The sequence below is a fragment of the Aquabacterium sp. CECT 9606 genome (assembly GCF_918741295.1).
Taxonomy (GTDB): Bacteria; Pseudomonadota; Gammaproteobacteria; order Burkholderiales; family Burkholderiaceae_C; genus Aquabacterium.
Window position 1 is genome coordinate 624457 of sequence record NZ_CAKKNB010000002.1, and the last position, 15631, is coordinate 640087.

At 66.6% G+C, this 15631-nt stretch carries 15 protein-coding genes and 1 riboswitch; of the genes, 2 read left to right on the forward strand and 13 right to left on the reverse strand.

All coding sequences use genetic code 11. The annotated features are described in order from the left end of the window. Positions 1 to 110: 110 nt before the first annotated feature. A complete protein-coding gene (locus LQ232_RS10565; RefSeq protein ID WP_230180281.1) occupies positions 111 to 3032 on the reverse strand; it encodes a PAS domain S-box protein in 2922 nt (973 codons plus the stop codon). A gap of 115 nt (positions 3033 to 3147) precedes the next feature. Beyond that, entirely contained in the window at positions 3148 to 4239 is a 1092-nt protein-coding gene (gene bioB / locus LQ232_RS10570; RefSeq protein ID WP_371820185.1) for a biotin synthase BioB, read from the reverse strand. Between the two features lie 193 nt (positions 4240 to 4432). On the opposite strand from bioB, the gene LQ232_RS10575 reads away from it, so the two are divergent. Next, positions 4433 to 4903 carry an AtaL-like protein gene (locus LQ232_RS10575; RefSeq protein WP_230180282.1) on the forward strand — a complete coding sequence of 157 codons (471 nt, stop codon included), beginning with the start codon at positions 4433 to 4435 and terminating at the stop codon, positions 4901 to 4903. 21 nt (positions 4904 to 4924) lie between these two features. Next, positions 4925 to 6130 carry a 3-oxoadipyl-CoA thiolase gene (pcaF, locus tag LQ232_RS10580; RefSeq protein ID WP_230180283.1) on the forward strand — a complete coding sequence of 402 codons (1206 nt, stop codon included), beginning with the start codon at positions 4925 to 4927 and terminating at the stop codon, positions 6128 to 6130. A 1-nt stretch (position 6131) separates the two neighbouring features. Here the strand turns inward: pcaF and LQ232_RS10585 are convergent, their stop codons facing one another. From LQ232_RS10585 to LQ232_RS10635, 11 genes are all read right to left on the reverse strand, one after another. After that, the gene (locus LQ232_RS10585; protein WP_230180284.1) at positions 6132 to 7775 is read right to left on the reverse strand and encodes a bifunctional hydroxymethylpyrimidine kinase/phosphomethylpyrimidine kinase; all 1644 of its coding nucleotides are present in this window, start codon (positions 7773 to 7775) and stop codon (positions 6132 to 6134) included. A 5-nt stretch (positions 7776 to 7780) separates the two neighbouring features. After that, entirely contained in the window at positions 7781 to 8611 is an 831-nt protein-coding gene (locus LQ232_RS10590; RefSeq protein WP_230180285.1) for a thiazole synthase, read from the reverse strand. 2 nt (positions 8612 to 8613) lie between these two features. After that, positions 8614 to 8835: a sulfur carrier protein ThiS gene (thiS, locus tag LQ232_RS10595; RefSeq protein WP_230180286.1), complete on the reverse strand. Its 222-nt coding sequence runs from the start codon at positions 8833 to 8835 to the stop codon at positions 8614 to 8616. Between the two features lie 7 nt (positions 8836 to 8842). After that, on the reverse strand, positions 8843 to 9928 hold the full coding sequence (locus LQ232_RS10600) for an FAD-dependent oxidoreductase (protein ID WP_230180287.1): 1086 nt from the start codon (positions 9926 to 9928) through the stop codon (positions 8843 to 8845). Between the two features lie 14 nt (positions 9929 to 9942). Beyond that, positions 9943 to 11877, reverse strand: a complete 1935-nt coding sequence (gene thiC / locus LQ232_RS10605) for a phosphomethylpyrimidine synthase ThiC (protein WP_230180288.1) — start codon at positions 11875 to 11877, stop codon at positions 9943 to 9945. Positions 11878 to 11981: 104 nt separating this feature from the next. After that, a riboswitch (TPP riboswitch) is annotated at positions 11982 to 12107 on the reverse strand. Between the two features lie 20 nt (positions 12108 to 12127). Next, a complete protein-coding gene (locus tag LQ232_RS10610) occupies positions 12128 to 12325 on the reverse strand; it encodes a hypothetical protein (RefSeq protein ID WP_230180289.1) in 198 nt (65 codons plus the stop codon). A 127-nt stretch (positions 12326 to 12452) separates the two neighbouring features. After that, positions 12453 to 12689, reverse strand: coding sequence for a hypothetical protein (locus LQ232_RS10615; RefSeq protein WP_230180290.1), 237 nt, complete (start codon positions 12687 to 12689; stop codon positions 12453 to 12455). A 3-nt stretch (positions 12690 to 12692) separates the two neighbouring features. Then, a complete protein-coding gene (locus LQ232_RS10620) occupies positions 12693 to 14597 on the reverse strand; it encodes a ferrous iron transporter B (protein WP_230180291.1) in 1905 nt (634 codons plus the stop codon). A gap of 22 nt (positions 14598 to 14619) precedes the next feature. Beyond that, complete coding sequence (locus LQ232_RS10625; protein WP_230180292.1) at positions 14620 to 14895, reverse strand: FeoA family protein; 276 nt, start codon at positions 14893 to 14895, stop codon at positions 14620 to 14622. A 64-nt stretch (positions 14896 to 14959) separates the two neighbouring features. After that, positions 14960 to 15217 carry a hypothetical protein gene (locus tag LQ232_RS10630; protein ID WP_230180293.1) on the reverse strand — a complete coding sequence of 86 codons (258 nt, stop codon included), beginning with the start codon at positions 15215 to 15217 and terminating at the stop codon, positions 14960 to 14962. 74 nt (positions 15218 to 15291) lie between these two features. Next, positions 15292 to 15612, reverse strand: coding sequence for a BON domain-containing protein (locus LQ232_RS10635; RefSeq protein ID WP_230180294.1), 321 nt, complete (start codon positions 15610 to 15612; stop codon positions 15292 to 15294). Positions 15613 to 15631: the final 19 nt, after the last annotated feature.

Consider the following 15631-nt stretch of genomic DNA (forward strand, 5'->3'; position numbering starts at 1 on the left):
CACCTCGGCGCGAGCACCGCAAGGCAGTCCCGCTTGAAAAGCGGGACTGCCAACACGAAGCCCTGCCGGAGACCCGCCCAGCCCTCGCCCCGCGCTCCCCCAAAAGCACACTAAGTCGCGCCGCGCGCCCTGGCATGGCGCCCAACCGTCTTCACCAGGTCCTCCAGGTTGATGGGCTTGACCACCAGGTCCGCCATCCCCGCTGCCATGCATTTGCCGCGCTCTTCCGCCATGGCGTGCGCCGTCTGGCCGATCACCGGCAGATCTGGCGCCATCGCCTTGATGCGGCGCGTGGTCTCGTAGCCGTCCATGCCCGGCATCTGGATGTCCATCAACACCACGTCAAAAGCCTGCTCTCCATTCTTCGCCAGGCACGCCAAGGCATCCTGACCACTGTCCACCATCGTGACCAGCGTCCCCTCGATCTGCAGCAACTCGTTCAGCACCCATTGGTTGACCTGATTGTCTTCAGCCGCCAGCACCCGCAAGCCCGCCAGCCGTTGCCCGACCTGCGGCACGGCCCGTTCTTCGTCGGGCCTGGCAGGCGCACCCTCGTTGGCCGACAGGGTGCGCAGCCCAGCAGGGGGCGCGGCAGTCAGTGGCAGCACCACCTCGAACTGCGTGCCTTGCCCGGGTTCGCTGCGCGCGTGGACTTCACCGCCCAGCATTTCCACCAACCGCTTGGTGATCGACAAGCCCAGCCCCGTGCCACCGTACTGGCGCGTGGTGGACCCATCGGCCTGCTCGAAAGGCCGGAACAGTTCGCTCAATTGCTGGGCGCTCATGCCAATGCCGGTGTCGGCCACGGTCAGCACCAATTGCCCATCCCGCGCCGAGGCTGACACGCTCACCTCGCCCTGCATCGTGAACTTGACCGCGTTGGACAGCAGGTTCAACAGGATCTGCTCCAGCCGCAAAGGGTCGCTGTTGCACAGCACGGGCAGCTCGGGGCTCAAGTGCGTGTGCAAGCCAATGCCCTTGGCCTGCGCGCGGTCCTGGAACTGCGCGGTGGCGCGCGACAGCAACTCCTTGAGGTTGACCGGCAGGGTCTCGATGTGCAACTTGCCCGCCTCGATCTTCGAGAAGTCGAGGATGTCGTTGATGATGCCCAGCAACAAGCGCCCCGAGTCGATGATCTGCGCAAAGATCTGGTGGGCCGATCCGCCGTGGTCGCGGTGGCCGATCTGCGCCAGGCCCAGCACCCCATTGAGCGGCGTGCGGATCTCGTGGCTCATGTTGGCCAGGAACTCGCTCTTGATCTGGCTCAGGCGTTCGGCCTCCTGGCGCGCGGTTTCCAGCTCCACCGTGCGCTGCCGCACGGTTTGCTCCAGGTGCTCCTGGTGCGCCTGCAAGGCCAGCCGGGCCTGCTGCACTTCGCTGATGTCCTGGATGGCGCCTTCCACGCGAACCACCTTGCCATTCTCCAAAATGGGCTCGCCCTGGCTGCGGATCCATTTGCGCACGCCCTTGTCGCTGACCAGTTCCAGCTCCAGGGTGTAGGACTGGCAGAGATCGACAGCGCGGCGCATTGTCTCGGAAATCTTGCGGCGCTCGTCGCCCTGGAAGTAGCGCAGGCCATCCGTGATGGACATCGATTCGGGCAGGCTGGGGTCCAGGTCCAGGATGCGCGCTGCGCCATCGGTGCGCGTGCCCTGCATGGTGGTGACATCGATGCTCCATCCGCCCACCTTGGCCAGGGTGCTCATGCGGTCCAGCAAGGCCTGCTTCTCGCGCAGGGCTTCTTGGACGGCCACGTTGGCAGTGATGTCGCGGGCGATGCCAAACATGCCGGCCGTCTGGCCCTGCGCATCGAACAAAGGGCCCTTGGTGACCAGGAAGGTCAATCGGCGCCCGTCGCGCATCGTCAGAGGGTCTTCCGTGGTGACGGTCACGCCATTTCGCCTGATCTCTTCGTCGCCCGCCAGGATCAGCGCGGCGGACTCGGGCGAGAACAGGTCGTGGTCGGTGCGGCCGATGGTCTGGTCGATGGGTCGGCCCAGGAAGTTGGCGGCCGATTGGTTGACCATGAGGTAACGGCCGCGTTGGTCCTTGACGAAAATGGCGTCGGTGGTGCCGTCGATCACGGCGCGCAGCAGTTGCTCGCTGCGCAGCAAGGCCGCCTCGGTGCGGTGCCGCTCGCTCACGTCCAGGGCCAGGCCGATCACCACGGTGCCGGTGGGCGTGGGCACGCCCCGGCCATGGATCTCCAACTGCACCGCGCTGCCATCGCGGCGGCGCCCTGAAAAGGCCTGACGCAACTCCTGGTCCAGGCCATCCAGGCGGCTTTGCATTTGCTTGACCACCTCAGCTTGGTCTTCGGGCATCACCAGGTCACGCCAAGGCACCTTGTTCATGAGCTGCTCGGGGTGGTCATAGCCCATCATCCGCGCGAACTCGGGGTTGGCGTAACGCAGGTGCTCGCCTTGAACAATGTAGATGCCGGCCAGCGATTGCTCGACCAGGGCCTTGAAGCGGTTGTTGCCCACCTGCTGCTCCGCTTGCCGCAGCCATTCGATGACCCGGCTCATGAGGATGCCCATGACGAAAAACACCCCGATGGCCACCACCGAGGTGTTCTGCGCCGACATGAAGACGAACCAGGCCAGCGCGGCCGACAGCGCGGTGGCCACCAGGCCCGCCAGTCCGCCCCCGATCCACGATGCCGCGAACACGGCCGGGTAAAACAGCAGCAGGGCGATGGGCTGGATGGCTGACCAGAAGGCCCACTGGATGGTGGCGGCCACCAGGGGCGTGGCCAGGCCGCAAAGCACACTGGCCAAGGGACCTTTGGGCGGCGGTTGATCGTACAGGCTGGCCTCGGTATCGTCCGGCACATGCTGCAGCGTGAACCAGAGCATCAACGCGCTCAGCAGGATGAAGAGAAAGCCTTTGAGGGTGGAGTAGTGCGTGATGGAGGTCACGTCACTGAAGGTGGCCAGTACCCGGTCAGACAGGAATATCCACAACGCCGCGAACACGGCGTAACCCAGCGTCGCCCAAAGGCTGAATCGCTTCCGACGGGAAATCGGCATCAATGCGCTCCTGCACCACCCTGTGGGGCTCAGGTGATTATGGTGCCGCGGTCCATGCCGTGCGTGAAAGTTCGCGCGTGGTGTGGCGCTGCGGTCACCCCCGCCGCCGATGCCCTCAAGCCGCTTCGATGCGCGCCGTGACGGCCTTGCCGCTGCGCAGGCCCAGCTTGGTCAGCAGGGCGCGGTCACGCTCGACCTCGGGGTTGCCGGTGGTCAGCAGCTTGTCGCCATAGAAGATGGAGTTGGCGCCGGCCAGGAAGCACATGGCCTGCACGGCCTCGCTCATCTGTTGGCGGCCGGCCGACAGGCGCACGCGCGCCGTGGGCATGGTGATGCGGGCCACGGCGATGGTGCGCACGAACTCCAGCGGGTCGAGCGGCGGTGTGTCGGCCAGGGGCGTGCCGGGCACGCGCACCAGGTCGTTGATGGGCACCGACTCGGGGTGCGTGGGCAGGTTGGCCAGTTGGGCGATCAGGCCGGCGCGGCCTTCGCGCGTTTCGCCCATGCCGACGATGCCGCCACTGCACACCTTGATGCTGGCCGAGCGCACATGCGAGAGCGTGTCCAGGCGGTCCTGCATGTCGCGGGTGGTGATGATGTCGCCGTACAGCTCGGGGGCGGTGTCCAGGTTGTGGTTGTAGTAGTCCAGGCCTGCGTTCTTGAGCGACTCGGCCTGCGGGGCGGTCAGCATGCCCAAGGTGCAACAGGCCTCCAGGCCTTCTTCCTTGATCACGCCGATCAGTTCGGCCACTTTCTCGATGTCGCGGTCTTTGGGGGCGCGCCAGGCGGCGCCCATGCAGAAGCGGCTGGCACCGGCTTCCTTGGCAGCCACGACGGCATCGCGCACCTGCTCGGGCGACATCAGCTTGCTGGCCTTGACGCCGGTGTCGTAGCGGGCGGCTTGCGGGCAGTAGCCGCAGTCTTCTTCGCAGCCACCGGTCTTGACCGACAGCAGCGTGGCGTGCTCGACCTCGTTGGCGTCCCAATGCTGGCGGTGCACCTGCTGGGCCTGCCACATCAGGTCGTTGAAGGGCAGGTTGAACAGGGCCAGCACCTCGGCGCGGGGCCAGCGGGCGTTGGCGTCGTCTTCCGGCGTGGTGCAGTCGCCGCCGCAGCCATGGGCGTTGAGCACGGCCTTGGGCAGCCATTGAACCGGCTGGCTGGTGGTCTGGGTGGGCGAGGGGTTGGCAAGGGTGCTGGAAGGCATGGGCTGGACTGCGGACAAAGCAGTTCGAAAACGGTCAAAACAGGCCCCAGTGTAGGCCAGACCCGGCGAGAGCGCCAAGCGGCCCGCCAGAGGCGGTTGCCCTGAAAATCGACCACTGGCAGGGGCTGACGCCAGCGATTTTTGCGTCAGATCAGCGGCGCGTCGGGAATGGCCATTGCGCTAAGCTCAGGCCATGCGTTTTGAACACCTGATCGAGATCAATGCCGCCAGCGTGGCCACCCAGACCGTGGTGCCACCATTCACGCGCGAACAGCTTTGGCGCGGCCTGATGGCCCGTGTGCACACGCCGCAGCGCTTTCCCTTGGGGCCGGACAGCTGCGCCTGGCGCGAGGTCGAGCCAGGCGTGATCCAACGCACCGTGAACTTTGGCGCCAATGCCATGAAGGACGAGGTGCAGACCGAGGCTTTTCAGAAGCTGGAATTCACGCCCCAACCCCATGGCGACACCACCCCCATCCGCCTGACGATCACGATCGAAGAGCCCCAGGCCGGCCAGATGGTGCTGCGCTTTGTGTATGAAAGCCTGAGCGAGCTGTCGGCCGAAGAGGCCTACTTCAATGAGTACCGCCACAACGCCTGGCTGCACAACGACCGCGACATGGTGCGCACGCTGCGCCAGTGGTTGGTAGACGAAGGACTGTAGGAACTGTAGGAGAGACGAACGATGCGGAACGACGCTTTCATCTGCGACGGCCTGCGCACGCCTTTTGGCCGCTACGGCGGGGCCTTGTCGTCGGTGCGTGCCGACGATCTGGCGGCGGTGCCTCTGCGGGCCTTGCTGGCGCGCCACGCCAACCTGGACCCGGCCCTGATCGACGACGTGCTTTATGGCTGCGCCAACCAGGCTGGCGAAGACAACCGCAACGTGGCCCGCATGGCGGCTTTGCTGGCCGGCCTGCCGATGGATGTGCCGGGGGCCACCATCAACCGCCTGTGCGGTTCGGGCCTGGACGCGCTGGGCACGGCTGCGCGCGCCATCCGCTCGGGCGAGGCGCACCTGGTGATCGCCGGGGGGGTGGAAAACATGAGCCGCGCGCCTTTCGTGACGGCCAAGGCCGACAGCGCTTTCAGCCGCAACGTGGCCACGTTTGACACCACCATCGGCTGGCGTTTCGTGAACCCGCTGATGCAGGCCAGACACGGCATCGACTCCATGCCCGAGACGGCCGAGAACGTGGCGCGCGAGTTTGCCGTGAGCCGTGAAGACCAGGATTTGTTCGCGTTGGCTTCGCAACGCAAGGCGGTGGCGGCGCAGCTGGCGGGCTTCTTCGACACCGAGATCACACCGGTCAGCATCGCGCAAAAAAAGGGCGATGCCCTCGTGGTGTCGAAAGACGAGCACCCGCGCGAGACCACCCTTGAATCGCTGGCCAGGCTCAAGCCCGTGGTCACGCCCGATGGCACTGTGACGGCGGGCAATGCCTCGGGCATCAACGACGGTGCCTGCGCCTTGCTGGTGGCCTCGGAGGTGGCCGCGCGCGAGCACCACCTGACGCCGCTGGCGCGCATCGTGGGCATGGGTGTGGCCGGTGTGCCGCCGCGCATCATGGGCATCGGCCCGGCACCTGCCTCGCTCAAGCTGCTGTCCCGGCTGGGCATGAGCATCGACCAGATGGACGTGATCGAATTGAACGAAGCCTTTGCCGCGCAGGGCCTGGCGGTGATGCGCCAGTGGGGCCTGCACGATGGCGATCCGCGCGTCAATCCAAATGGCGGGGCCATCGCGCTGGGGCACCCCTTGGGCGCTTCGGGGGCGCGGCTGGCCCTGACGGCGGTGAACCAGTTGCACCGCATTGGCGGGCGCCATGCCCTGGTCACCATGTGCATTGGCGTGGGCCAAGGCATCGCGGTGGTGCTGGAGCGGGTTTGAGTTAAAGCACCGGGTGGGGCAGGGGCAGGGCGTGGTTTTGCTGTGTCTGCCGCCCTGCGGCCACCGCCTTTTGCAAGGCTGGCAAAGCGGCTTGCGTTTGTGCCAGAGTGCTGCCCAGGCCACGCACCACGCACACGGCGGCGGGGCCACAACGGGCCGCCTGCTCAACATTTTCCGCGGTCAGCAGGCCGCCAATCGCCACCACGGGCGCGGGGCTGTAAGCCACCCACCAACACAGGTTGTCAGGGCCTTGCGGTCGCCAGGGCATGTCCTTGGTGGTGGTGGGCAAGACCGGCCCACAGGCGATCAGGCTGGCGCCGCAACCGGCCGCGCGCGCCAGTTCCCACAGGCTGTGCGAGCTGAGACCCAGTTGCAAGCGCCCGCTGTGCTGGCGCAGCAAGGCCTGGTCTGGCGGGCTCAGTGCCAGCAGGTCTTCCTGGCCCAGGTGCAGGCCCAGCGACACGTCGGGCCGCACGTTCAAGGCCAGGGTCTCGCGCCAGTGGTCGTTGACGTAAAGCGTGGCTTGTGCCGATGCACAGGCATCCAGGCTGCTGGCCAGTTGCTGGCCTAGATCAGCCCCCTTCAGCTTGCGGCGCAACTGCAGCAGGCGCAGGCCGGCGCTCACACCGTCCTTGATGCGGTCGGCGCTGTCGACGATGCCGTACAGGCCATCGGCCGGCGCGGTGAAAGGCGCAAAGCGCGTGCCTTGCAGTGCCCAGGGCAGTTGCTCGTCCAGGCCCAGCCAGGGCAAGGGCGCACCGCCGTGGCGAGGGCCAGCGGCGAAGCCCGGGCCCGCCACCACCGGCCCCGCGCCTTGCCCGGCGGCACGCCCACGGCCCAGCGCATGGTGCGTGAGCATCTTGGCCAGCACCACGGCATCGGCCTCGACATGGCCCAGGGCCAAGGCGGCCGCCACCCCGCTGGCGAAGGTGCAACCGGTGCCGTGGCCGTGCATGGTGTCGACCCGGGTGGCCGACAACCAGCCCGTGGCTTGTGGCGCCAGCAGCCAATCAATCACCTGGCCCATGGTGGATGCGGTCGCCCCGAGGGCCGAGGCATCGCCACCGGTGATGACGATGCCGCGTGCGCCAAGTTGTTGCAACTGCCGGGCCATGTCGGGCACGTGGCCGGTGTCCACACCGTGGCTGGCCTGAGGCCAGGCCAGCAGGCGCGCAGCTTCCAGGCGATTGGGCGTGATCACCGTGGCACGGGGGATCAGGAACTTGCGGTAGGCGGTCAGTAGGGCCGGATCGGCGAAGGCGGCCCCGCCCGCCGAGGCGCCCAGCACGGGATCAACGACCAAGGCCAGTTGCCGGTGGGGGTCTTGGCCTGATGGCGTGGCGGCGCGCAAGTGATCGACCCAGCGTGCCACCGCTTTGATTGCAGCCACGCTGCCCAGCAGGCCGGTCTTGATGACGCGGGGTGGCAGGTCCAAGGCCAGCGCCGCGAGCTGGGCCTCGAGGGTGCTGGCATCCACCGGCACCACGGCCTGCACGCCTTGCGAGTTTTGCGCTGTCACGGCGGCGACCACCGGGCACAGGTGCACCCCGAAGGCATCGGCCGCGCGTTGGTCGGCGCTCAGGCCGGCGCCGCCGCTGCTGTCATGGCCGGCGATGCTCCAGATGATGGGCGGGTGGTCGGTCATGGGCATCACAAGAGCACGAAGGGTTGTCCGCCCACGGGCGTGGTGGCCACGGCCACATCGCTGGTGGGCATCAGGCCAGCTTCAAAGCCGGTGCGTCCGGCCTGGACCGCGTGGCGAAACGCCGTGGCCATGCGCACCGGGTCCACCGCGTGCGCCACCGCCGAGTTCAGCAGGACGGCGTCCATGCCCAGCTCCATCGCGGCCGTGGCGTGCGAGGGGGCACCCAGGCCAGCATCGACGATCAGGGTGGTGTGGGGCAGGCGTGCGCGCAAAGTCCGCAAGGCCCAGGGGTTGAGCAGGCCCAGGCCCGATCCGATCGGGGCACCCCAGGGCATCAGCACGCGGCAGCCCGCATCGACCAGGCGTTGGCAGGTGACCAGGTCATCCGTGCAGTAAGGCAGCACCTCAAAGCCATCGCTGACCAGTTGGCGCGCGGCAGCGACCAGCTCGAACGGGTCGGGCTGCAGGGTCTGCTCGTCGCCCACCACTTCCAGCTTGACCCAGTGGGTGCCCAGCAGCTCGCGCGCCATGTGCGCCAGGGTGATGGCCTCACGGGCGCTGCGGCAGCCGGCGGTGTTGGGCAAGAGGTGGGCACCTTGCTCGCGGGCCGTGGTTTTGATGATGTCGACGAAGCCGTTGTCATCGCCACCCTGCACGGCCAGGGTGCGCTTGAGGCCCAGCGTGAGCACCTGGCTGCCGCTGGCGACGATGGCTTCGCGCAAGGTTTGGGGCGACGGGTAGCCGGCGGTGCCCAGCAGGAAGCGGCTGGTGAGTGGTGTGTCGCCAATGCGCCAGGTGGCGGCAGGCAGCGAATGCAATGAGCGTGGGGGTTCCATCTCTAGCCTCCTGTGATGGCGGTGAAGCACAGCACCGCATCGCCGTCGTGCAAGGCGTGTTGCGCGCGTTCGCTGCGCGGCACGAACTCGCCGTTGACGGCGGTGGCCACAGCGTTGTCGTCCAGGCGGTGTGACTGGTGGAGGTGGGCCAGCAGGTCGGCCACGGTGCTGCCGGTGGGCAACTGCTGGGCGCCTTGGTCGGTGTGCACGGTGATGAAGCTCATGCTTGGTTCATCCTTCAATGGGTGTGGGCGTCAGCAGGCCAGTCTGGCCCAAGGCCTCGTCCACCAGGGACGGGCCCAGCAACCAGCCATGCCGGTACAGGCCGTTGATGCGGACCAGGCCAGGCTCGACATGGCACTCGGGCCGGTGGTCGGGCAGGGCGGGGCGCAGGTTGACATCCAGGCGCACGATGCGGCTTTCGGCCAGGGCGGGCAGCACGCTGTGGGCGGCGGCCATCAGTTCGACCGCGCTGCGCAAGGACATGGGCGAGCGGTCTTCGGTCTCGATCTCGCTGGCGCCCACAAGCACCACGTCGCCCGGGCGCGGCACGACATAGACGCGGTGGCGCGGGTGCAGCAGGCGCACGGGTCGCTTCAAGCCCAGGCCGGGGGCGTGCAGCCAGACCATCTCGCCGCGCACGCCACGCACTGCGCAAGTGGTCTTGGCGCCCACGCCGCGAAGGTCGAACACCCAGTCGAACGGCCGGCCGTCCAGGTGACCAGGGGTGATGTTTGACACGGCTTGCGCCCAATGCCAGGTCACGGCCGGGGCATCATCGTGCAGGCACTGCAAGGTGCGCACCGTGTCGATGTGGGCTTCGCCGGCCAGCAGCCAGGCGTGCAGGCGGCCCATGGTGCTGTGCAGCGAGGGCTCAAGTTGCACCAGGGCGGCGATGTCCAGGGCCTGGGGTTGCGCCTCGGGGCTTGAAGGCGATGTCGTCCCATCGACCAGTCGGGCCAGCACCCGGCGGGCCGCGCCCTGGTCACTGCCGTGGGCCACCAGCAAGCTGCCTTGCCGCTCAAACAACTTGGGCTGACCTGGCTGGGCTTGGCCGAGCCGATCAGTGATGGCTTGCCAGCGGTCGATGGATTGCCAACCGCGTTGGGCCAGGTCGGCATCGGCAGTCTCGCGCTCGGCCAGCGGGCTGAGCATGCCAGCCGCGGTGAAGCCGGCCGCGCCTTGGCCATCAAAGCTGGGAGCAGGGCCCGCCGCCGGGTCGAACACGCTGACCCGGTGGCCGGCATGCGCCAGCGTCCAGGCCACCAGCCGGCCCAGCAGGCCCGCGCCTGCGATGCCGATGCTCAAGCTTTGCATGGTGCGGGTGCCCTTCAGGCCTGTGGTGCCACGGACTTGATGGGGATGTACAGCTCGCCACCCACCTGCTTGAACTCAGCGGACTTGGCCTGCATGCCCTGGGTGATGGCATCGCCGTCGGCCACACCTTGTGCCGCCGCGAACTCGCGCACCTCCTGCGTGATTTTCATCGAGCAGAACTTGGGGCCGCACATCGAGCAGAAGTGCGCTACCTTGGAGGCGTCCTTGGGCAAGGTCTCGTCGTGGAAATCGCGCGCCGTTTCCGGGTCCAGGCCCAGGTTGAACTGGTCCTGCCAGCGAAAGTCGAAGCGTGCTTGCGAAAGCGCATCGTCACGGGCCCGCGAGCCCGGGTGCCCCTTGGCCACATCCGCCGCGTGGGCGGCGATCTTGTAGGCGATCAGGCCCTGCTTGACGTCGTCGCGGTTGGGCAGGCCCAGGTGCTCCTTGGGTGTCACGTAGCAGAGCATGGCCGTGCCCATCCAGCCGATCATCGCGGCACCGATGGCCGAAGCGATGTGGTCATAACCTGGCGCGATGTCGATGGTCAACGGGCCCAGCGTGTAGAAAGGCGCTTCGTGGCAGGTCTTGAGCTGCTCGTCCATGTTGGCCTGGATCAGGTGCATGGGCACGTGGCCGGGGCCTTCGATCATGGTCTGCACATCGTGCTTCCAGGCGATCTGCGTCAGCTCGCCCAGGGTGCGCAGCTCGGCGAATTGCGCTTCGTCATTGGCATCGCTCAACGAGCCCGGGCGCAGGCCATCGCCCAGCGAGAAGCTCACGTCGTAGGCCTTCATGATCTCGCAGATCTCTTCGAAGTGCGTGTACAGGAAGTTCTCTTTGTGGTGCGAGATGCACCACTTGGCCAGGATCGAGCCCCCGCGCGACACGATGCCCGTGCGCCGCCCCGCCGTCAGGTGGATGAAGGGCAAACGCACACCGGCGTGGATGGTGAAGTAGTCCACGCCTTGTTCGGCCTGCTCGATCAGCGTATCGCGGTAGATGGCCCAGGTCAGGTCCTCGGCCACGCCGCCCACCTTTTCCAATGCCTGGTAGATGGGCACGGTGCCGATGGGCACGGGGCTGTTGCGCACGATCCAGTCGCGCGTGGTGTGGATGTGCTTGCCGGTGGACAGGTCCATCACGTTGTCGGCGCCCCAGCGGATCGCCCACACCAGTTTTTCAACCTCTTCTTCAATGCTCGACGTGACCGCCGAGTTGCCGATGTTGGCGTTGATCTTGACCAGGAAGTTGCGGCCAATGGCCATCGGTTCCAGCTCGGTGTGGTTGATGTTGGCCGGGATGATGGCGCGGCCTCTAGCCACTTCCGAGCGCACGAACTCGGGCGTGATCTCGCGCGGGATCATGGCGCCCATGGGGTTGCCGCGCAGGCGCGTTTCGCGCTCGGCATCCTGGCTGTACGCGGTGCGCCAATCACCCACGCCATCGGCCATCTCCAGGCGGCGCTGGTTCTCGCGGATGGCCACGTATTCCATCTCAGGGGTGATGATGCCCTTGCGTGCATAGTGCATCTGCGTGACGTTGTGGCCGGACTTGGCGCGGCGCGGTGTGCGTTGCAAAGCGGCGGCGGCTTGGCGCAGGGCGGCCATGCGTTCGTCGTGTCGCTCATCGGGCTTGAGGCCATCGTCCACGGCCTGGATGCTGCGGCCGGGGTAAGGCTCGGTGTCGCCACGCGCCAGGATGGCGGCCTCGCGCACGGGGGGCAGGCCGCGCGTCACATCGATCTCGACGGTGGGGTCGGAGTAAGGACCGGAGCAGTCGTACAAGGTGACCGCTTCGCCATTGGTCAGCGAGACCTCGCGCATGGGCACGCGCACGCCAGGCTGGCTGCCTTCCACGTAGATCTTGCGGGACGCGGGCAGGGGTTCGCGCGTCAGGCGCGTGAGTTCGCTGAAGCTGGCCAGGGTGACAGCAGGATCGGGAGCGTTCATGGGCGGGTCCTCGGGTGGCAGTGGTGATCACATGCTCCGAGGGGTGCCTGGGCGAGACGGAATGCTTCCATCGTCGGGGACCCTGGGCCTTGGCAGGCGAGGTCCTCATCAGGTACAGCTCTTCTTTCGCCGGTATGAGCCGGATCAAGTTCAGCGGGTTCGGTCTTGGACCATCTCAGCGCAGCGCGACGAACAGAGTTTCATCGCGAGGCACACCCCGGAGCAGGGCCTAGTGTAGTGCCAAGTTGGCTTACTGGGCCAGGGCCGAGGTCGTCGTGGCCAGGTTGCCCGCTGGTTTGACCTGGGCGGGAGTGACATCCCGGTCAAAAATCAGTTGCCACACCTTCGCGGCCAGCGAGGGGCTGGCGGCGGACGAGGCGTCTGTTGTGGTCGGCCCGAGGAGGACGAACGCCAGAGCCAGTGGTGCGATGGCAAACAGGGGGCGCATAGGATTGGTAGAAAACCTGATATGAAGTTGTTGGAGCCAAGTGTATAGCCCGCTTTGTCGGGCTGTCACCCCCCATTGCAAGGTATGCACACCCCTAAGGCAGGGGGTTGCCATGCCCCGGCGGGGGTTATTGGCGGCGTCGGACGATGGTGATGCGGTGGTCTCGTTGGGGCGTGGCGCCCGCTGACCCGCATTGCTTGCACGCCCCGCCCCCCTGGCCGCAGGCGGCCTTTGTGGTGCCAGCCTTGGTTTTGAGGCCCAGCAGCGAGGCCAGGGCGGGCCACCAACGGCGCCCCAGGTAGATGGCGGCCGCCAGCACGGCGCCCAAGGCCACCAGTTCCTGCCAGAGCGGGCTGCCGTTCATGTCTCAGGCTCCCCAGGCCAGCGCCAGGCGGTAGACCACCCAGCACGCGGCGTAGGCCAGCACGAACAGGTAGGCGGTCATGGCCAGTGGCACGGCCCAGCCGTTGGTTTCACGCTTGACCACGATCATGGTGGACAAGCATTGCGGCGCGAACACATACCAGGTCATCAGCGACAGGGCTGTGGGCAGCGACCAAGCCTGACCGATCACGGTGGTCAGGGCGCCCGACAGGGCATCGCCGGTTTGCGACATGGCGTAGACCGTGCCCAGGGCGCTGACCGCCACTTCGCGCGCGGCCAGGCCTGGCACCAGCGCGATGCAGATCTGCCAGTTGAAACCGATGGGCTCAAAAATCACCTGCAGCGCGCGCCCAGCCATACCCGCCAGGCTGTATTCGATGGCGGGGCCGGTGGCGTCCAGCGGCGGGGCCGGGTAGGTGGACAGGAACCACAGGATCACCATCAGCGCCAGGATGATGGTGCCCACGCGCGATATGAAAATCTGCGCCCGCTCCCACAAACCCAAGGCCAGGTTGCGCAGGTGCGGCCAGTGGTAGTCCGGCAATTCCATCAGCAAGGGTTGCGCATGCGACTGGCGCATGAACAGCTTGAGCACCAGCGCCACGATCAAGCCGGCCAGGATGCCCGCGGCGTAAAGTGCAAACAGCACCAGGCCCTGCAGGTTGAAGATGCCGCCCACGGTCCGGCTGGGGATGAAAGCGGCGATCAGCAGCGCATACACCGGCAGTCGGGCCGAGCAGGTCATCAAGGGGGCGATCAGGATGGTGACCAGGCGGTCGCGCGGGTTGGCAATGGTGCGCGTGGCCATGATGCCGGGGATGGCGCAGGCAAAGCTGGACAGCAAGGGGATGAAGGCGCGGCCTGACAAGCCGACGCTGCCCATGACCCGGTCCAGCAGAAAGGCGGCGCGGGGCAGGTAGCCAGAGTCTTCCAGGGCCAGGATGAAGAAAAACAGGATCAGGATCTGGGGCAGGAACACCAGCACGCTGCCTGCGCCGCTGATGATGCCGTCGACCAGCAGGCCGCGCAGCATGCCTTCGCCCATGTGGGCGCCCACCCATTCACCCAGCGCACCCACGCTGGTGTCGATCAGTTCCATGGGGGTGGCGGCCCAGCTGAACACGGCCTGGAAGACCAGGAACATCAACACGGCCAGGATCACGGGGCCCAGCACCGGGTGCAAGGCATAGTGGTCCAGCCGGGCCGTGAGGCTGGGGCCGGCGGCGGGCATCACCACGCAACGCGACAGCAACTCGCTCACGCGCTGGTGGGTGGCTTCAACCGGGATGGCGGCGATGCGCTCCACCGGGCGGATGGCGGGCTGGCTGGGCAGGCGGGTCCAGTCCAGCCGGTCCAGCTGCGTCAGCAAGGCTTGCTCGCCGCCAGCCTTCACGGCCACGGCTTCGATCACGGGCACGCCCAATTCATCCTGCAGCCTGGCCACATCAATGTGGATGCCGCGTTTGCGGGCCAGGTCCATCATGTTGATGACCAGGACCATGGGCGCGTCAAGCGATTGCAGCTCCAGCACCATGCGCAGGTTCAAGCGCAGGTTGGTGGCATCGACCACGCAGACCAGGCCGACCGGGCTGGCCTCGCCCGCCCGCGTGCCGGCGATCACGTCGCGGGTGATGGCTTCGTCAGGGGTGGCAGGCAGCAGGCTGTAGGCGCCGGGCAGGTCGAGCACGCGCCAGGTCTGGCCGGCGGGCGACACGAACTGGCCTTCCTTGCGCTCCACCGTCACGCCTGCGTAGTTGCCGACCTTCTGGCGCGCACCGGTCAGCCGATTGAACAGGGCGGTCTTGCCGCAATTGGGATTGCCCACCAGGGCAATCAGCGGGGCGGTCAAGGGAGAGGTGGGGACAGGCGCAAAGGCCGCATCGGACATGACGGAACTGCCGGTTCGAAGATCAGGCCTGGACCACTTCGATCAGAGAGGATTCGAGGGTGCGCATGGCAAAGGTGCTGGTGCCCACGCGAACCGCCAGTGGGCCGCTGCCAGCGAAGACGCGTCGCAAAACCTCAACCCGCTCGCCGGGCACGAAGCCCAGTTCCATCAGGCGACGCTTGAGGGCGGCGCCATCTTTGGTGGCGGTGCGGATGTCACGGATGATGGCCACCGCACGCACAGGCAGCGTGTCCAGGGTGAGGGACGAAGAGGCAGGTGTGGCGTGAGCAGCGTTCATCTGCCCATTCTAGATTCAAATGCGAACGATTCGCAACTTCTTTTCTTGCACGGTTTGACGCAGCTCAAACATGAACTGCCATCAGGCAATCCTGTTCTTGGATGGACGGCGGTTGAATCACCTTGGCGGCGCGGGCGAATCGCGAAGCGCGCTGGCCGCAATGACATCGGTGCGCAAATGAAGCGATCCTGGTGTCATCTTCATCAATCGGCGTGTTGCAGCGTTGGCCGAGGGTGCAGGCCTCGTCCAGGTCATCGGGCCCCGGTGTGCCACCGAAAAACCACAAGTCGACACCGTCCAGGTCGTGGGGGTTCGATTGCATGGGCATCCTCCCTGTCATGGCGGCGTCACCCTGAAGCTGGTCAGGATGACGCCACGTTTCTTCAGGTTTTCAAATCAAGGACGAACAGCGATTTCGTTCTTGACCGACTTCACGCCCTTGACATCGCGGGCGATGGCGGCGGCGGAATCCTTCTCGTTCTGGCTCTTGGCGAAGCCGGACAACATCACGGTGCCGTTCAAGGTTTCGACCTTGATCGAGGCAGCGTCCACCGACTTGGCGTCCACGAACTTGGCCTTGATCTTGGTGGTGATGGCGGCGTCATCGATGTACTCGCCCATCGTGGACTGGTCGCGCGTCACGGCGCAACCGGGGATGATGATCAGGGAAGAGGCGGCCAGAGCCAGGACAGCGGCGGTGCGTTTGTTGAAAAACATGGAAATTCTCCTTTTTGGG